Genomic DNA, 18,543 nt, shown 5'->3' with positions numbered 1-18,543 from the left:
TATTGTTTAAGTAAATAGCTTTTTAATAAATATTTGTCAATATAGGGGGAGAGAAGATGGTAAATAAGTATGGGGTAAAGAAGAAGTTATCCGTAATTTGCTCGTCAGTAATGCTAATTGGAATATTAGGTGCATGCAGTAATAATGATGAAAATACGACAACTGCTGGGGGAAATAAAGGGCCTCAAGAAATTGGCATTACCTTTAATTTTGATGGAGTAGAATTTCCTGCTGAGGAAAATGATGTTGAGAAAAAAATAGAAGAAATAACCAATACAAAATTGAATATCCAGGCATTACCATCATCAACATATGGTGAAAAGTTTCCGGTGGCATTAGCTTCAGGAGAATTACCTGAGGTCGTAAGTGTAGGGAAAGACCCTGTAACTTTAGATGCGATTAGCGGTGGCGTTTTTTGGGAAATCGGCCCATATTTAGAGCAGTTTCCTAATCTAGCGAAAATTAACCCGATCATCTATGACAATATTTCAGTAGAAGGAAAAATATATGGCCTTCCGAAAATACGCCCTTTTGCTCGTAATGCATTTGCTTATCGACAAGATTGGTTGAAAAACTTAGGATTAGATGAACCAAAAACGATTGAGGAATATTACGAGGTATTGAAGGCGTTTACCCATAATGACCCTGATAAAAATGGCAAAAATGATACGATTGGATTATCAGCCACTGGAGTAGGTGCACTTTGTGTCTTTTTTGGAGCGCCAAACAAATGGGATGAAAAAGACGGAATATTTATACGTGATGTGTTAACAGATGAATATTTAGAAGCTTTAAAATTTGAGAGAAAGCTATTTGAAGAAGGGTTAATGAATAAAGATTTTGCAGCAATTGACCGCCCTGAATGGGAAGGAAATCTTACAGAAGGGAAAGCGGGTTTCATTATTAACACAACAAATGCTGTCATCGCCTATGAAGATCGCTTAAAACAGCATACACCTGATGCAACATTGCACTTTTTCAGTATTTTAGAAGAATCAAAAGGAAAAAGGGTTGCTTCAGGAGGAGGAAATAACGGTTTTATTGCATTCCCAAAATTTAGTGTTGAATCAGAAGAAGAACTATTAGGGATCATGAAATTTTTTGATACCCTAGCAGCAGCAGAAGGGGCAACAGTCTTACAATGGGGCCTTGAAGGGGTACACCATGAAATTATGGATGGAAAGGTAAAAATGATTGATTCAGATAAATACCAAAACGAAGTTGCCTTCCCTTATAGATGGCCGTTAGGGGTTGTTCCACCAGAAGAAAATGCTACTGAGGGAGAAATGCACCGTTTAGCAAAGCTTGAAATTGAGGTAACAACAGATAACGAGAATTATATTGTTAATGATCCAACACTTTCTCTAATTTCACAAACATCTAATCAAATGGGTTCACAATTGGAAACCATTATTACAGATGCCAACATTAAATTCGTGATGGGAGAAATCGACGAAAAAGGCTGGAAAGCTGAGATAGAAATGTGGCGTGAACGAGGCGGAGATAAAATTGCTAAAGAATACGCTGAAGCTTTTGCAAAGCTAAATAAATAAAAGAAAAAATGAATGTGTAAGTTTAAAAACGACCATATTTCTCTTATTATCTCTACAGATCTCACTTTATCAAATATGGTCGTTCCGTTTTAATTTTACTTATTAACACGGAGGGTAAATATGGAAAGAAAAGAAGGAATGAACTATGCACCGAAAGGAAAACCAAATCCAGTAGTTGAGAAAGGACAATTTAAATTTGCTGCGATAGGTCTCGATCATGGTCATATTTATGGAATGTGTAATGGATTGATTGAAGCTGGAGCAGAGCTTGTACAAGTGTATGATCCTGATCCTAAAAAGGTTGAACGATTTTGTAGTGTATTTCCACAAGTAAGGAAAGCAAATTCAGAAGATGAAATATTAGGATGTAATGTTCAATGAAGAATTAGAAGGATATGCAGTAACAGTGCAGGCAACCCTTGAAAATAAACGTGAGAATGATGTTTATTATAATAGTAGTAACAGTATAGGAATGAAACTTGCAGATAGTTTTGATTATTCATACCGACCAGAATTATTATGTCCCTGAAGAGAATCAATTAACTACAGACGAGGGATCATATAATATGCATGGGGCTGGAACAAAAAAGGACTTTTGGATTGTTTATAAAATGAGATTTGCGCAATATGAGGAAGCGATAAAAAACGGTGCAAAATTTGTCATTGAAGGAAGAGCCTCAGAGGATGAGGAATTTAGCGAACATTTTGGAGAAAAAGAAACCTTTGACTTTGCTGTGAGCGAAGAACAAGGAAAGAGTATCGAGAGTTCGGAAAACTTTTATAAAGATAGCCTTATCATTGATAATATGGGAACAAAGGAAATGATTAAAGAATTCACGGATATCAATGACACAAAGGAAATTGATGGAGTCAGCATAACCATGGAAGGGTTACAGTATACAGAATTTACTCCAAATGATTTATATGAAGAAAGTTTTGAAAGCTTCGGAGATAATGAGATAGTTGCACTAACAATGAAATTTCAAATAGAAAACAAGTCAAAAGAAACAATTGATGTATATAGTTTGAGGACGATATTGGATGTAAATGGTGGGGAAACTCGTATTCAATCCCACGGAATGCTTGAAGATATCAATAGAACTGAAGTAGAGGTAGAACCAGGATCTTCAAGTGAAAGGCTGTTAGTTTTCTTGTTTGATAAAAAGTATTTTGAAATATATGAAAACATGGTTCTAGAATTCGGACCGCTTACTGGAATGGAAGTCGGTGAACTTTTCGGAGGAGAATCGGTTGAATTTGAAATACCTAAGGAATAACTTTTAAAACAGCTGAAAATGGAGGTCTTTATTATGGATCAATTAGATAAGAAGACAGCTAGCATGTCGTCAGAACAAAAGCGAAAAAGAATGGAAGAGTTAAAAGGTATTGATCGAAAGCAAAGTCATATCTTAGAAAAGCAAACAGGTGTTGGTTTATATCCTAAAGTTGAAATGAAAGACGGCACGATCATTATATATGACAATGATAAAACGAAACGTCAACTTTTTAATATTTGATAGGGTAAGATGAAGCGGAATGGATAGTATGGGAGGGGTGGGGAGACGAATTCGTTTCTCGGCTCTTTTTGTTGTATCTAAATGGATGGGTACATATTTTATGGCTGTAAAATCCTAATAGTTGCACATAATCTATTCAACGCATTAATTGAACAGTCGGCATCATTAAAAGTGGCTCTATTTTTATTCATGGATTGGAAAGCGGTCATTTTCGCGTAATGCATCTGCCTAGAGCAACAGGAAGCGGGTTCATATCTTATTTAATAAATAATTTCATTCAGAATTGAGAGAATCATTTGTAAAATTTAAGGTAATAACTTATACTTAATTGATAATGATAATCAATCGCATTGCTGGTTGGAGGAGTGGATAGTAATGGAGAAAGAGGAACTTTTTGATGTAACGATAATTGGCGGAGGTCCTGCGGGGTTATTTTCAGCATTTTACAGCGGTCTTCGAGAGATGAAGACAAAAGTTATTGAGTATCAACCACACTTGGGCGGAAAAATTCATGTTTATCCCGAAAAAATGATTTGGGACATTGGTGGACTAACACCGACTCTAGGAGAAAATTTAATTGACCAATTAGTTGAGCAAGGTTTGACGTTTCATCCAACTGTTCAATTAAACGAGAAAATAGAGTCTATTGAGCGGGACGGGGAATCCGGTAACTTTATGTTACACGCTTCTTCCGGCAGAAAACACTATACTAAAACAGTAATTGTTGCAGTTGGTGGAGGAATATTGAAGCCTCAAAAAATAGATTTAGAGGGCGCAGAGAAATTTGAGGTTTCTAATCTGGCTTATACGGTGAAATCTTTAATGCGCTATAAAGATAAAACGGTTATTATTTCCGGTGGTGGCAACTCTGCCATAGACTGGGCAAATGAATTAGAGCCAATTGCAAAAAAAGTTTATCTGACATATCGAAAAGAATCTTTATCAGGGCATGAGGCACAAATTAATCAACTGGTTAACAGCAGTGCAACTTGTTTCTATAATACATCGATCACTAAATTAGTTGCCTGCGAAAATCAGGAAGCGATCGAGTATGTCGAAATGACAAATCATGTAAGCGGAGAAATAGAATCTTTATCTATTGATGAAGTAATTATTAATCATGGGTATGAGCGAGATAAAGCGCTCTTGGAGAATAGTGAGGTATCGATTGAACTAGTGGATGAGTATTTCATTTCCGGGAATGCGGCAAGTGCTTCATCCGTAGAAGGTATCTATGCGGCAGGAGATATCCTTAAGCATGAAGGGAAATTACATTTAATAGCAGGGGCATTTCAAGATGCGGCAAATGCAGTAAATCAGGCCAAACAATATATTGAACCTGATTCAAGAAAAGGTGGAATGGTGTCCTCACATAACGATATCTTTAAAAAGCGAAATCGTGAAATCATTAAGCAAATAATGACAAAGTAAGAAGAAACAAACATAAGATGGGAGAAAACAAAATGACTATGAAAAAAATACCGCTCCTTAGTTTGACTGTAGTTTTAGTATCTATATTGGGTGCATGCGGATCAGAAAGTGACGGAGCAGCGGTGGATGCAGAGAACTCAGATGTTATGGAAGAAACTATAGATGAACCCGAGGTGGAAGTTTCAGAGACTAGAGTCTATGAAAGTGTGAAAGGAGATATAGAATTACCAGCAAATCCGGAAAGAGTGGTTGTTGCTGTCCAAGACTATGTTGGTGATGTGTTGGCATTAGGCGTTACACCTGTTGGAGCTGCAGGGTGGGTATTTGAAACGCCATATTACGAGGAACAGCTTAAAGATGTTGAAAGTGTCGGGGATAACACGATGGTGTCGGTTGAAAAAATAACGGCCCTTAAACCAGATATCATTTTTACATATTCCGAAGAACAGTATGAGGAGCTCTCAAAAATTGCTCCAACTGTTTTACTTCCGTATGGTGAACTAGATTATCGAGAGCGCTTAAAAGAGTTTGGGAAGATCTTAAATAAAGAAAAGGAAGCGGAAGAATGGTTAACCAATCTCGATCAAAAACTGAAAAAAAAGAAAGATGAATTATTTCAGCATGTTGATCAAGGTGATAAAGTAGCAATAGTTGAGCTGGCGCAAAAGGAGATCTATTTAATGGGTATTTCCTATGGACGTGGTGGGGAAATTCTGTACAACGAACTTGATTTTAGTGCGCCACCGAAAGTAGAGGAGGCTGTGTCTGAAGAAGGATGGGCGTCTATTTCACTTGAATCTTTACCAGAGTTTCTTGGTGAAGCAGATCATATATTTTTAGGAGTTAGAGATTCAGAAGTAGGAATAGAAGGTGGAGAGGATAGAAAAGATGATGTTACCTCGCTTAGTTTGTGGGAGGAGCTCCCAGCAGTAGAGGCAGGTAATATTTATGAATATGAAGTACAAACGATGTATTTTCAAGACCCAATTGCTTTAGATAATCAATTAGATTTTATCGTCGAAGAAATGATATCGAGTGATTGAATGTTTGAAGTAAGATACATTCTTATAGGTAGTCCAGTTTCCAGGTGGAAAATAAACGGAGTCCTTTCTTGAAGCACTAAAAAAGTTACTTTGTACTTTTATAGTGCTTTTTATTTATTTTATTTTTAGCTATATTCTAAGTGGATTAGACTTTAATTAAGAATAGAGAGGTACGCGAATTTACTCTAAATCAACACTTTGCTACAGCTGATCATATATAAATTCACCACGAAAGTGTCAGTAATACTTCGCCTAGCATATATATGAAAGAAATTCGGTATGGAAGGTGGAACAAATTTGGTTTATAACCCGTATAGTGAAAAAGTTGAACAAGATTTTTCTCGTAGGATGATTGTCACCGGAATGTCGAGTCTTTCCGTAGCACCAAACACAGCGAGTATAAAATTAGAGGTAATTACTGAAAACGAATTACTTACTCAGGCACAAGAGGAAAATGCCTATGTAATGAACAGAGTCATCCAATCCCTCTTGGAAGTGGGCGTCTCCCGTGAAAACATTCAAACAACAGCTTATCATATACACCCTATGTACGATTATGTGGATGGCCAACAAGTGTTTAGAGCTTATCAGGTGAGAAATGGCGTGACTGTTATGATTCTAAACGTTGGTCAAGCCGGCACAATTATTGATATTGCAGTTAAAAATGGAGTGAATAGTGTTTCTGACATTCAATTTTCAGTTGCCAATTCACAACAATATTATCAAAAAGCCCTTAGCAATGCGTTACAAGCGGCAGTGGCAAAAGCACAAACAATGGCTGCAACGTTACAGGTAACGTTAGATCCTATCCCAATTAAAATAACAGAAAATTTCAAGGAAGAACCACAGACATTTAGTACATTCGCTGCCTTGGAAATAAGCCAAACGCCGATTGAACCCGGGAAAATTGTTATTGAAGCTAGAGTTGAGGCACAGTTTCGTTATTTAGAAGCTTGAAACTTATTAGTGATTCGTTTAGAACAAAATAGAAGCTTTAATTTTCCATACTATCAAAGGTGCTGGTTGTAGATTTACAAGAGACACCAGTCCCTTTGATTAATGTTATTATCCTTGTATCCATCAAAATATATCTAGCAGTCTCTAAAGCATTAGCACTGTATTCTTCATAATTCACAACATAATCAGCAAGTTCTTCTATGATATCATCTGTTTTATACAACGCCATTATAAACTCCTATTACCAAATGAAATATGTCCAGATAATTGCTACATTTATAACGACTATACTTGTAATAATTCCAATCGTGTATTGTTCTTTTTTAGTAAAGACCCCAGTTTCAAATGCATAAAACGTTGTAGGCGAATGGATGGGGAGAATCATGACACCCCCAATAATCATGACGACTAAAAATGCCAAAGCAGTTACAGATAATCCTAAAGTTTCAGCATAGTTAATAATAACGGGAAAAATGACAATCATTGATGTTGAAGGAACCACAAACATGAATCGTAATACAAAAACAAAAACTGCTATAAAAACAATTTTGGTAAAATCACTAGCCCCAAGAGGTAATAACCTTAATAGTTGTTCAGAAAGTACTTGTGCTGTTCCATTGGAATCAATGATCATGCCCAGTGAGAACGAAGCCCCAAGTAGTAAAAAATTCTCCCAATCGTATTCTCGTATCAAGTCATTGGTTACCCAGCCGATTTTTGGTAACGCGAAATATGCAACTAAGATCATTGGAGGAAGTATTAGAGGAACATAATCTTGACTAAGCGTTATCCAACATAAAATCATAAAAATAAATGGAATCATTGTCAGCCAAAATTTATTAGGTAAAACATGGTCGGGATCTATTTCTTTTGATAAAATCTTAGTTGCAGTTGCCATATCATCTGTTTGATTTTTAAAGTAAAACCATACTATAACACTAATAATAATCATGGAGAGCCAAAGGGGAGGTGCAATGCGTAAAAACCAGGCTAACCAACTTAAGTCGACGCGTGCATAGTCTTTTAATAGCTGGGCAGCTAGAATTGGAAATCCTCCACCAGTAAAAACTACCATGGTTGCTTTTTGATTCATCATACCGATCACATATAAACTAAACTTTCTAAAAAAACTATCTGCTCCAAATTCGTAATGAAGATTCAATTTTTCAACAAGTGGAAGCATAATTTTAAAACGCGCGACTGCTGAAGGTAGAATAATAGGCATAAATAGAATTAAAAGTGGTAAACCTATTAAAACACCTTTAGCTCCACCCTTACTAAATTTCAAAAGTATTTGTACAAATACTTTGTCTACGCCAGACTTTACTAAAGCTTGACTTACTATAGATAACATTAAAATAAAGTATAAAGCAGGTGATAAAAAGCCAACAAAAGCTTCCTCAGGGCGCTCTACTAGTTGAAATGCTAAAATGCATGCTAACAATAGAATACTAGATGCACCAGTAGGCATTGGAGCTGCAGTCCATAAATAGATGGCTAATGCTAGAAGTACCAATGTCCATTTTTGTTCATTCGAAAAATCATTCACCAATTCAGATTGCCAAGAAACGATAATAGCTGTAGCAAAGAGAAAGAAAAGAAGTAAAAGTACTTTATTTCGAACCATTTACCTCAAATCCTTTCTAGACTTTAGCATTCTTTCTATTTCTTCTCCAATTCAAGATTCCCGGAACAGAGAATGATAGGAATGCAATGATAAGCAACGTCAGCGGTAAAGGACTGCAGACAAAAATATTAAAGTTACCATTTGAAATTGTCATTGACTGTCTAAACGATTGCTCCATCATTCCTCCTAAAATAAATGCTAATATAAATGGAGGAGCAGGGAACGAGTATATCCTCATCAGGAATCCGATGATACCAAATACTAACAACATATATAAATCAAATACGTTAAAACTAATAGAATACACACCGACTAAACTAAACGTAATCACGAGTGAGATTAACAAAGGTCGTGGAATGCTTAAGATTTTGGCCAGATAAGGAATAAGTGGTAAGTTTAAAACTAATAAAAAAACATTACCTATATACATACTTGCAATAATGCCCCAGAAAATTTCTGGTCGGTCGGCCATAAGCAGTGGACCGGGTTGTACACCAAGAACTAAGAATGCTCCTAACATAACTGCAGTTGTACCAGATCCTGGTATTCCTAAACTCAGCAATGGGACAAAGGCACCACTCGTCGCTGCATTGTTCGAACTTTCTGGAGCAGCTAAACCTTTAATTGAGCCCTTGCCAAATTCCTCTGGATTTTTCGAAAGCTTTTTTTCAAAAATATAACTAATAAAGGAAGCGATCGTTGCACCTGCCCCTGGTAATACGCCAAGAATAAATCCTACAAAAGACTGTCTAGAGACTGGTCCGCTCATTTCTTTAAAATCTGCCTTCGATAATTTTAAACTCCCAAGCTTCTGACTATCACTTAGCGAGCGATTTTTTCGGTTTAAAACCAACATACAAACCTCTGCAATGGCAAATAAACCTAACGCAATGATGAGAAAATCGAACCCATCTAATAAATTAACATTGCCGAACGTAAATCGTTGCGTTCCTGTTTGTGGATCAATCCCAATTGTCACAACCATAAAACCTGTAACTGCAGAGATTAGTGCTTTTGTTGTTGATCCTTCTGACAAACTTGAAATCGCAGTTAATCCCATTAGCATTAGTGCAAAGTAAGCTGGAGGGCCAAATGAAATGGCAACACTTGATAAAGCTGGTGCAAGAAGCATTAATAATAGGACACTGACAGTACCACCTATAAAGGAAGATATTGCAGCAATTGCAAGTGCTTTACCTGCTTGACCCTTCTGAGCCATAGGGTAGCCATCAAAAGATGATGCAACAGTACCTGAAATGCCTGGTGCATTTAATAAAATGGATGATGTGGACCCACCAAATACAGCACCATAGTAGACACCTGCCATCATGACAAGTGCTGGAGCAGGATTCATCCCATAAGTTAGAGGAATCATGATGGCGATAGCACTGATCGGTCCAAGACCTGGCATCATTCCAATCAGTGTTCCGACAACAACGCCAATTAACACAAACATGATGCCTTCAAAACTTAAAGCGACCTGAAATCCGGATAGTAGACCTTGAAACGAATCCATGATATTTCTCCTCTCTCTATATAGGTAAGATTCCTTTTGGTAATACAATTCCTAAAGCGAAAACAAAAATGCAGTATAATATGACCGGGAATAATATGGACACAGCCAAGTTGGTTTTCCATTTCTCGTATCCTAAAAACCATGAACTAAAGAAAATAAATATAGCAGTCATGATAACAAAACCAATGAGTTCAAAAAATAAAATGTAAACAAATATCATTCCAAATACCGAAGCTAAAACAAGTACTTCTTTTTTTGGAATTGCTCTTTTGGCTTTCTCGGCGTCAGTTTCAATTGCTTTCGAGAAATACAAAAAAAACGATAATACGAGTAGGAACCAACCCAGTCCTTTCGGAATGACATCTGCATCAACAGCTGTATAAGGATACGAAGGTAATTGATAACTTAATATCAAATAAACAGCTGCCAATAAAAATAATATCAAACCAATTCGTTGATTCATCGTTTTTATCATGAATAACCCTCCCATCAATAGAGAAGATAAAACTATTCGAGTAACCAAATAGTTCTATCTCAAGATATATTAATTTCCAAGTCCTACTTCATCTAACAATGTTTGAATCTCTTCTTTTTCTTCATCCAAAAACTGTGTATATTCTTCATGATTCAAATACATTTCATTCCATCCATACTTTTTTCGAATTTCTGCAAATTCTTCCGAATCGCTAAGTTCTTGAAATTTTTCTTCGTAGTATTCAATTGCAGCCTGATCCATATTCGGTGGACCAAAAAATCCACGCCAGTTGACAAATGTCTCATCTATCCCTTGCTCAATAGCAGTTGGGAAGTCTGATAAAACGTCTCCTTCTAATCTTTCTTCCGCAGTAATACCTAGTACTTTTATGTTCCCAGCACGCACTTGTTCTACGGTTTCAGCTACACCCGTTGAGTAAACATCAACACTACCGTTCAATAATGACGTTAATGCACCACCATCTTGATCTGACACGTACTTCACCTTTTTTACATCTACTCCAGCAGCTTTGGCTATACGGATAAACTGGATGTGATCCATACTACCAGGTGCTGATGCACCAATCACGGTTACACTTTCTGGATCCTCTTTCATCGCAGCAAATAACTCATTTAAGTCGTTGTATTCACTGTCAGCATTCACGGCAAATGCTGCATAATCTGCAATCATATTTGATAGTGGAGTAAAGTCTTCATGGCCATAATCAGATTGTCCATTTAATGGAACAAACATAATTGGTGGTGAAGATACAAATAAATTGTAAGGGCTATCATCTTTTTTATGAATATAAGCCCATGCAATAGCACCACCGCCACCTTCTTTGTTGATCACAGCCATATTGGAATCAATAATTCCGGTTTCACCAAATGTTTTTACAACTTCACGTGCGGTAGTATCCCATCCACCACCTGCACCACCCGGAGCAACAACTTCGATTGATTGCGTTGGTTCAAATTTACCTCCGTCTTCACTATTAACGTTATCTTCACTGTTACTGTTGTTTGCGCTTTCATTACTGTCAACCGCATTATTCGAATTGCACGCAACTAATATGAATGCAGTGAAACAAATAAATAGTAATGTTCCTAATTGTTTCATAAAAAGACCCCCTGTTTGTGAAATTTGAGTGACAATGCCATCTCTTAAATGAAGTATAAAGTCTATCTTTCGTTATGTAACCGTTTACAATCTAAGTTCCATAAAGTTCTTTATTTTCTTTTTGTTCATAAAAACCACAAAAAATAACCTATATGAATATAGGTTATTTCATTTACGGTAATAATGACGCTCTGGACGGCCGACAATACCATAATCTAATTTTGCGTAACAGTAATCTACTGAAACTAAGTATTCCAAATAACGTCTAGCTGTGGTTCTGGATGCTCCCATTTGTTCACCCATTTTTTCAACAGATGTCCCTTTAGGAGTAATAACAAGTATGTCTTTCACTTTGTTGAGTGTTAAAGGATCAATGCCTTTTGCATATGTTTTATTTTCTACTTGAGCACTTTCGATGCCGAAATAGCGATCAATAAAGGATTGATCTATTTCATCTACTTCATCAAAAGATGCCTTTGCTTCTTGATATTGCAAAATTGTTGCCTGAAATCTTTCAAAAGTTGCTGGCTTTATAATAATTCCCCTTATTCCCATGCGAATTGCTTTTTCCATAAATTCTTTTTCAGTTGCAGCAGTAACAAGAATAATATCAATATTATTTTTGTGAAGCCGGATCTTTTCAATTAAATCAACACCCATTCCGTCCGGCATATAATTATCAAGTAAGATCAAATCAACATCATTGTTTTGAATAAATTTAACAGTATCCTCACAGCTTGTTACTTTGCCTACTAAAGTTGTGTCGGATACTTTTGCTATAAATTGTTCATGTATACCGGCTACCCGAAAATCATCTTCTGCAATTAAAATACGGAGCATTTAACAATATCCCCCCCTCTATTAACTAACAATTTTTGGTAAGTATACCGTAAAAATTGCACCGCCATTTTTGTCTTGGTTAATTTCAATGGAACCCTGCAATGAATCAACAGCGTTTTTTACAATAGGTAATCCATAACCCCTATTCTTTTTATCCTTTGTCGAGAAACCTTGCTCAAATAGCCTCTCCAATATATTATTATCAATGCCTTTACCACTATCTGCAACCTCTATTATAATATCCTGCCCAATATCTGTAATAAAAAAATTCACTTCTTTAACAGGCAATAGCGCAACTTCTTCAATGGCATTATCAAGTATGTTCCCAAGGATATGAATCACTTTGGAAATATCCATATGCTGAGGTAACTCAGACAAAGAACTGTTGTCATCAATACTTAATTTCACCTTTAATTCAGAGGCCTTACCTAATTTACCTAATAATATCGCTTGAACTTTCTTATCTTGAATTTGATCAAACATGTAACGTATTTGATGTTCATGATATCTATTCTCTGCTTGAATTAAATCAATTACTTCGTCATATTGACCTAACTGTAGTAAACCGGATATAGTGTATAACTTATTGTTATATTCGTGTGTCTGAGCTCTCAAACCCTCTGAATACTGCTGAATTTCTGAGAGCGTATTTAACATTTCCTCGAATTCAGTTTTATCTCTGAAACTTGAAACCACTCCAACAATTTTTTCGTCGTCTTTAATCAATGTCCTATTAACAAGTAAGACTTTATCCCCAATTAGTATCTGCTCATCTTTTGGAGCTTCACTTCCCAATGTAAGCATTTCCTTCATTTGTGAATTTGGAATTACTTCTTCAATGTGCTTATTTACACTTTTTTCGTCCAACTTTAATAGTTTTTGAGCTGAGTAATTCATGGAAGTGATTCTACCATCACTATCAATGGATACTATTCCTTCAACAATGGAAGATAAAATTGCTTCTCGGTCTCTATATAAAGCTGCTATTTCTCTTGGCTCAAGTCCCATAGTATCTTTTCGAATATTTCGAGCTAGAAATACACTGCCTATGATTCCTAGAACTAATATAATTAGTGAAAACCCTATTACTTCAAATATGTTACGAATAATCATTAATTGAATATCATCAATCATATAGCCTACAGAAACAATCCCTATAACCTCTCCTACCTCATTAAATATCGGTGCCTTTCCACGCAAACTTGGCCCAAGTGATCCTGCTGCTTCGGAGATATAGTATTCATTATTTATTAATGCTCGTTTGTTGTCTCCTCCCACCATTCTCTTTCCTATTTTATTTTCATCTGGATGGGAATACCGAATGCTCTCTTGGTTTCCAACTACTACAAATTCCGCATCTACTAGTGTGCGAAGGTTTTCCGCAATGGGCTGAACGACTAACGCAGGGTTTTCATTATCCATTGCCTCAATTACACTAGGCATAATGGAGACTGTTGTTGCTACCTCAAGTGCACGGACTCCAATGTTTTCTTTTGTATCCTGCATTTCCTTATAGCCCAGTATAAAGCTAATGGTAATGGTGATTCCTAATATAATTGTAATATTAAGTAGTATAATTTTTGTCTGAAGAGAGAGAGTTTGAAACATTGTATTCTCCTAAGTTTATTTTTCAGTGTAGCATAAAAAATTATTCAAATATATATGGACATTTTAAACCCTTCGCCGACATTAGTTTATTCGAAATTAAAATGTTGAGTGATGAGCAGTGTCTGTTGTAGTTCGATTCGAATTATTTGTAATCATTAGGATGTTAAATTGCTTTGTTACCCGGGGGTTTAGACGGTTATTCAATGAAGGCATGTTGAACTGTGGCACACTTATTAAATTTCTGGTGTATTTAATTAAATACCGATCGTCATGAATGAATGTATCAGAAAGACTCCACCTAGCATATATAGAAAAGAATTCGTTATGGAAGGTGGACTTTTTTTGATGTATAGCCTTTTAAAATGTACTTCCATTTAACTTTTCACAATAAATAACCAAAATATATATGGACATTTTAAGCCAAACCCTAATATAATAAAACAAATGAGTTTACTCGGAATTAGAATGTGGAGTGGGTGAATAATGTCTTTTGAAATAGGATTCGTATTAGTAGTCATCATTGGGATGTTAGTTTGCCTTGTGAAAGAAATAGCGAGGCCGGATTTTGTTGTCTTTTGTGCATTGGCAGTTTTATTGTTGAGTGGGGTATTGTCTCCAACTGATGCATTAAGAGGATTTTCCAATGAAGGCATGCTGACAGTGGCACTTCTGTTTATTGTTGCTGGAGCAGTAAAACAAAGTGGTGTATTAAATAGTCTTGTAACTAAATCGTTAGGTTCCGGTAAAAATCAGCGAACCTCGCTTATACAAATGATGGTTCCTATGTCAGCTCTGTCAGCCTTTTTAAATAACACACCAATCGTGGTAATGTTTACACCGGTCGTTCGAAAATGGTGTAAAGAGCGAAACATTTCACCATCAAAATTTTTAATCCCACTCTCCTATGCAACAATTTTCGGTGGAACATTGACGTTAATTGGTACATCAACGAATCTGGTTATTCACGGGTTCATGTTAGAACACGGGATGGAAGGTTTCTCCATGTTTCAACTCGCAATTGTTAGTCTGCCAGCGGGTTTGATCGGGATTATATATATGTCTACGATAGGATATAAGCTTTTACCTGATAGAAAAACTTCGGAAGAGTCTTTTGATGAAAGTTCCCGTGAATATTTATCTGAAGCATCAGTCGAAACAGACTCCCCGCTAAGTGGAAAGACAATCGAAGAAGCGGGATTAAAGAATTTAGAAGGACTATATCTGATTGAAGTAATTAGAAACGGAGACCGCATTGTTCCCGTTCCGTCATTTATGAAACTAAAAGCGAATGACCGATTAATTTTTACAGGGTTGTTATCAACAATTGTTGAATTGCAAAATATAAAAGGCTTAAGAGTAGAGACCGGAACAAGTTTGAAGTTAGAAAACCTGCAAAATGGAAGTGCTAAGTTAGTAGAAGCAGTCGTTTCCCATCAGTCATCTTTAATCCAACAGACCGCGATTGAAAGTAAATTCCGCAGTAACTATGATGCCGGTATTGTGGCTGTCCACAGGAACGACGAAAGAATAAATAACAAAGTGGGAGAAATTAAATTAAAAGCGGGAGATACACTGCTTTTATTAGCTAACAAGGATTTTAGCAATAGGTGGTCTAACTCAGGAGACTTTTATTTAGTTTCACCAATAGAAGACCCAGAAATAGTGAATCCTAAGAAATCTATTATTACCGTTATAACATTGCTTTTAATGATATCTCTTGCAGCATTTAGTATTTTACCAATGTTAAATGCTGCGGTCTTGGCTGTGACGATCCTCTTTTTAACGAAGACTGTCACTTTTGAAGGCGCTCGAAAATATATTCAGTTTGATGTCTTGCTGTTAATCGCGTGTGCGATAGGAATAGGAATTGCGCTAGAGGAAACAGGAGCAGCTACTTTACTTGCTAATCATTTTGTCCAGATTACGGAAGGGGCAGGAGTTTTAGGGGCGATTATCGCTGTTTACTTTCTAACGACTGTGTTTACTGAGATTATAACGAATAATGCTGCCGCAGTATTAATGTTTCCAATATCGCTTGCCATTGCAGACCAGCTGGCAGTGGATCCTATGGCATTTTTCGTGGCTATAGCCATAGCAGCATCAGCAAGCTTTTCGACGCCTATCGGCTATCAAACGAACTTGATTGTGTATGGACCTGGAGGCTATCGTTTTTCTGATTATCTGAAAGTAGGTATTCCCCTTAATATCATCTATTTAATTGTGACAGTAGTTATTATTAATTTTGTCTGGATTATATAGATCTGATATGAATGATTAATATTTTCCTAGAGTCCGAATCGTTGAGTAACTCTATAAAAGTGATAAGTTTATGAAAATAACTTTAATTAAAAAACTAGGTGATGGCTTTGTAAAAGCCGTTATCTAGTTTTTTGTAATTGAGTGAAGTTAAAATCAAATAGGACTGTAAAAAATAAAAACTTTTATTACAAAAGCTTTATCATCTGTCGTATCCTGTCGATATATAGAGTATAGACTGATAATTAATGGGGGATGCACGATGAAGAAGATTGGGACAAAATTGTTTTTAGGTTTTTTTGCGGTAATATTGCTATTTTACATTGGTATGGTGGTTATTAGTTATTTTCAAACGAGTATTCAAGGAACGACGGAGGAAGTAAGTGAGGCGTATACAGAACAATACCTTTCCTCTGAAATAAGAAGCATCTCCAGAGATAAATCTCGATACTTGTTACTGTATACTTTTCTCGGGGGCGAAGAATTCATTGGTATTTATGAACAATTAATGAGTGATCAAGAAGGATACTTCGATGAGTTGGAAAAATTTATGAATACGGAAGAGAAACAACAGCTTTTTGATAATATCCTCACTCAATTTACTGTAGTAGACGAGGCTTTTTCTAATGATGTCATCCCAACCGTGCAAGCAGGTGAAGAAGTAAATCTAGATACTTTAGGAGCGGCTGAAGAAGAGATTGTAACAAGTACTGCACGTATCATTGAAATTGCAGCAGAAGATGTTCAAGCGGCACAACAAAAACAAGCCAATCAATTTTCTGTCTCTCTATGGGTTTCGGTTATTGTATCACTTGTTTCTGTGATCGTTGGTATACTGATTGCTCTTTATATTGGTAGAAAAATTACCCGACCAATAAAAGAGATTCAAGCCTTTAGTACACAAATCGCTAACGGGGATTTAACAACCGAGCCTCTTGAAGTTAAATCGAAAGATGAAATTGGCCAATTGACGAACGATATGAATGTTATGAGAGAAAGTATCCGAAACCTCATTATTCAGACTTCAAAGATTTCTGAAAGTGTTTCTGCTTCTAGTGAAGAATTGTCTGCATCTTCAAAGGAAATGTTACAAGGAAGTGAGCAAGTTTCTGCGACATCTCAAGAAATAGCGTCGGGAGCAAGTGCTCAAGCAACGAATACTGCAGAAACATTAGATATTGTTCAACAAGTATCCGCGGATATGGCTAGCATGAATGAAGAATTAAAGGTCATGGAAAAAGCATCCAAAGATACGGAATTATCCTCTAAGAAGGGAGAAGAAAGAGTGAAAGACTCTATTTCTCAGATGAAGCGTATCAGAGAAAAAGTAATTGCTACAGCAGGAACAATCGAAGGCTTAGGTGCAAAATCAGATAGTATTACCGAGATTGTTCAAGCGATCGAGAATCTTTCTTCACAAACAAATTTATTGGCGCTTAATGCAGCAATAGAAGCAGCACGAGCAGGTGAACACGGAAAAGGTTTTGCGGTGGTGGCAGATGAGGTTAGAAAACTGGCGGAAGACACTACCAATTCAACGCAAGAAATTAAAGAAATTATTCAAGCCGTTCAAAATGAATCAAAGCAAGCAACGATAGATATGAAAGAAGTTGTTACGGAAGTAAAGCAAGGGGAGACTGTCATTGAGGGAAGCGGTCAATCATTTACTGATATTGCGGACAATATTAAACAATTAACAGAAAGAATAGTTGCGATTTCATCCTCTACAAATAGTATCAATGAAAGAAGTAACCGTGCTTTGGAATATGTAGAGAACATTGCCAGTGTAACGGAACAATCTTCAGCTGGTACAGAAGAATTGTCTGCTACGATGGAACAACAAAGTGCAGCGATGCAAGAAATGAATAATATGGCTACTGATCTTTCTAAAATGGCAGAACAATTAACAGCACAAATCTCAGCATTTAAATATGAGAAATAATTGTTCGGTGGTTTATAAGTGTGGCCGACGCGAATAGTTCTATTTCTAGTGAAGTCTGATGTTTATCTGTTTTTCAGAGTGGGAAAAGAATTACTATCTCACTATTTGAAAGGGGTTATGGAATCATGGAACTGCATCATACGTTAACGAAAAGAAATAATGGACTAAGTTCCGCCCAGGAAGTTCATTATAGTAGAGATTTTAAAAAGGCAGAGAAAGCTGCCCGATCCGGAAACAGTAAATAATCGGTTAACTAGATTGAAAGATACATGAATGATGAAGGGTACTGGAAAAGTGAAGGTTTATTTTTCCAGTGCCCTTTTTATCAAGTTAATTTATAAAACTATCGGTTTTCAAGGCTGAGCGGTAAGTCCTCCAAACAACCTCCCATACTAATAAAACAACAAAGTACATATAAAAGAGGCCATGTATTTTCAATTAATGACTGGATGAAACAGGGAATAAACCTAAATTATGTTTGACTTTTCTGAACAATTCTATATACTGAGGGTAATCGAATAGAAATAACTAGGGGAGCCCAATAAGTTGGGCTGAGAAGGAAACACGATAAAGTTTCCTGACTCTTTGGACCTGATCTGGATCATACCAGCGTAGGGAAGTTAGAATTACTATCATTGCGAATTAACTTCTGCATGCAT

The 18,543-nt window shown here is 36.4% G+C and carries 16 protein-coding genes, 1 pseudogene and 1 riboswitch; of the genes and pseudogenes, 10 read left to right on the top strand and 7 right to left on the bottom strand.

Features of this window, described 5'->3' with window-relative positions:
- Positions 1–56: 56 nt before the first annotated feature.
- The 7 genes and pseudogenes from CEF18_RS17055 to CEF18_RS17025 all read left to right on the top strand — a co-directional run bounded on the left by CEF18_RS17055 (position 57) and on the right by CEF18_RS17025 (position 6,501).
- Positions 57–1,553 carry an extracellular solute-binding protein gene (locus CEF18_RS17055; protein WP_110937771.1) on the top strand — a complete coding sequence of 499 codons (1,497 nt, stop codon included), beginning with the start codon at positions 57–59 and terminating at the stop codon, positions 1,551–1,553.
- 120 nt (positions 1,554–1,673) lie between these two features.
- Positions 1,674–1,916: pseudogene (locus tag CEF18_RS17050) on the top strand (Gfo/Idh/MocA family protein); the annotation flags it as partial.
- Between the two features lie 116 nt (positions 1,917–2,032).
- The gene (locus CEF18_RS17045; RefSeq protein WP_190238703.1) at positions 2,033–2,830 is read left to right on the top strand and encodes a hypothetical protein; all 798 of its coding nucleotides are present in this window, start codon (positions 2,033–2,035) and stop codon (positions 2,828–2,830) included.
- Between the two features lie 33 nt (positions 2,831–2,863).
- On the top strand, positions 2,864–3,070 hold the full coding sequence (locus tag CEF18_RS17040) for a hypothetical protein (RefSeq protein WP_110937769.1): 207 nt from the start codon (positions 2,864–2,866) through the stop codon (positions 3,068–3,070).
- 375 nt (positions 3,071–3,445) lie between these two features.
- Positions 3,446–4,501: an NAD(P)/FAD-dependent oxidoreductase gene (locus CEF18_RS17035; RefSeq protein WP_110937768.1), complete on the top strand. Its 1,056-nt coding sequence runs from the start codon at positions 3,446–3,448 to the stop codon at positions 4,499–4,501.
- 32 nt (positions 4,502–4,533) lie between these two features.
- The gene (locus CEF18_RS17030) at positions 4,534–5,544 is read left to right on the top strand and encodes an ABC transporter substrate-binding protein (protein WP_110937767.1); all 1,011 of its coding nucleotides are present in this window, start codon (positions 4,534–4,536) and stop codon (positions 5,542–5,544) included.
- Positions 5,545–5,841: 297 nt separating this feature from the next.
- Positions 5,842–6,501: an SIMPL domain-containing protein gene (locus CEF18_RS17025; RefSeq protein ID WP_183041171.1), complete on the top strand. Its 660-nt coding sequence runs from the start codon at positions 5,842–5,844 to the stop codon at positions 6,499–6,501.
- A gap of 37 nt (positions 6,502–6,538) precedes the next feature.
- Here CEF18_RS17025 and CEF18_RS17020 read toward each other — a convergent pair whose 3' ends face one another.
- The 7 genes from CEF18_RS17020 to CEF18_RS16990 all read right to left on the bottom strand — a co-directional run bounded on the left by CEF18_RS17020 (position 6,539) and on the right by CEF18_RS16990 (position 13,686).
- Positions 6,539–6,730, bottom strand: coding sequence for a hypothetical protein (locus CEF18_RS17020; protein ID WP_110937765.1), 192 nt, complete (start codon positions 6,728–6,730; stop codon positions 6,539–6,541).
- A gap of 12 nt (positions 6,731–6,742) precedes the next feature.
- Positions 6,743–8,128 (bottom strand): SLC13 family permease, encoded by a 1,386-nt coding sequence (locus tag CEF18_RS17015; protein ID WP_110937764.1) that lies wholly within the window; start codon positions 8,126–8,128, stop codon positions 6,743–6,745.
- Between the two features lie 16 nt (positions 8,129–8,144).
- Positions 8,145–9,644, bottom strand: coding sequence for a tripartite tricarboxylate transporter permease (locus CEF18_RS17010; protein ID WP_110937763.1), 1,500 nt, complete (start codon positions 9,642–9,644; stop codon positions 8,145–8,147).
- A 16-nt stretch (positions 9,645–9,660) separates the two neighbouring features.
- A complete protein-coding gene (locus CEF18_RS17005; protein ID WP_110937762.1) occupies positions 9,661–10,119 on the bottom strand; it encodes a tripartite tricarboxylate transporter TctB family protein in 459 nt (152 codons plus the stop codon).
- Between the two features lie 69 nt (positions 10,120–10,188).
- Positions 10,189–11,238, bottom strand: coding sequence for a Bug family tripartite tricarboxylate transporter substrate binding protein (locus CEF18_RS17000; RefSeq protein WP_110937761.1), 1,050 nt, complete (start codon positions 11,236–11,238; stop codon positions 10,189–10,191).
- A 168-nt stretch (positions 11,239–11,406) separates the two neighbouring features.
- Entirely contained in the window at positions 11,407–12,078 is a 672-nt protein-coding gene (locus tag CEF18_RS16995) for a response regulator (RefSeq protein WP_110937760.1), read from the bottom strand.
- Between the two features lie 21 nt (positions 12,079–12,099).
- Positions 12,100–13,686 carry an ATP-binding protein gene (locus tag CEF18_RS16990; protein ID WP_110937759.1) on the bottom strand — a complete coding sequence of 529 codons (1,587 nt, stop codon included), beginning with the start codon at positions 13,684–13,686 and terminating at the stop codon, positions 12,100–12,102.
- A gap of 483 nt (positions 13,687–14,169) precedes the next feature.
- On the opposite strand from CEF18_RS16990, the gene CEF18_RS16985 reads away from it, so the two are divergent.
- The 3 genes from CEF18_RS16985 to CEF18_RS16975 all read left to right on the top strand — a co-directional run bounded on the left by CEF18_RS16985 (position 14,170) and on the right by CEF18_RS16975 (position 18,129).
- Positions 14,170–15,945 (top strand): SLC13 family permease, encoded by a 1,776-nt coding sequence (locus CEF18_RS16985; protein WP_110937758.1) that lies wholly within the window; start codon positions 14,170–14,172, stop codon positions 15,943–15,945.
- Between the two features lie 259 nt (positions 15,946–16,204).
- On the top strand, positions 16,205–17,884 hold the full coding sequence (locus tag CEF18_RS16980) for a methyl-accepting chemotaxis protein (RefSeq protein ID WP_110937757.1): 1,680 nt from the start codon (positions 16,205–16,207) through the stop codon (positions 17,882–17,884).
- Positions 17,885–18,009: 125 nt separating this feature from the next.
- Positions 18,010–18,129: a YfhE family protein gene (locus CEF18_RS16975; RefSeq protein WP_110937756.1), complete on the top strand. Its 120-nt coding sequence runs from the start codon at positions 18,010–18,012 to the stop codon at positions 18,127–18,129.
- 275 nt (positions 18,130–18,404) lie between these two features.
- Positions 18,405–18,519: riboswitch (TPP riboswitch) on the top strand.
- Positions 18,520–18,543 lie beyond the last annotated feature (24 nt).

It is taken from the genome of Salipaludibacillus neizhouensis, from assembly GCF_002886185.1.
GTDB classification, from domain to species: domain Bacteria; phylum Bacillota; class Bacilli; order Bacillales; family Salisediminibacteriaceae; genus Salipaludibacillus; species Salipaludibacillus neizhouensis.
This window is presented reverse-complemented; position numbering and strand designations above follow the sequence as displayed.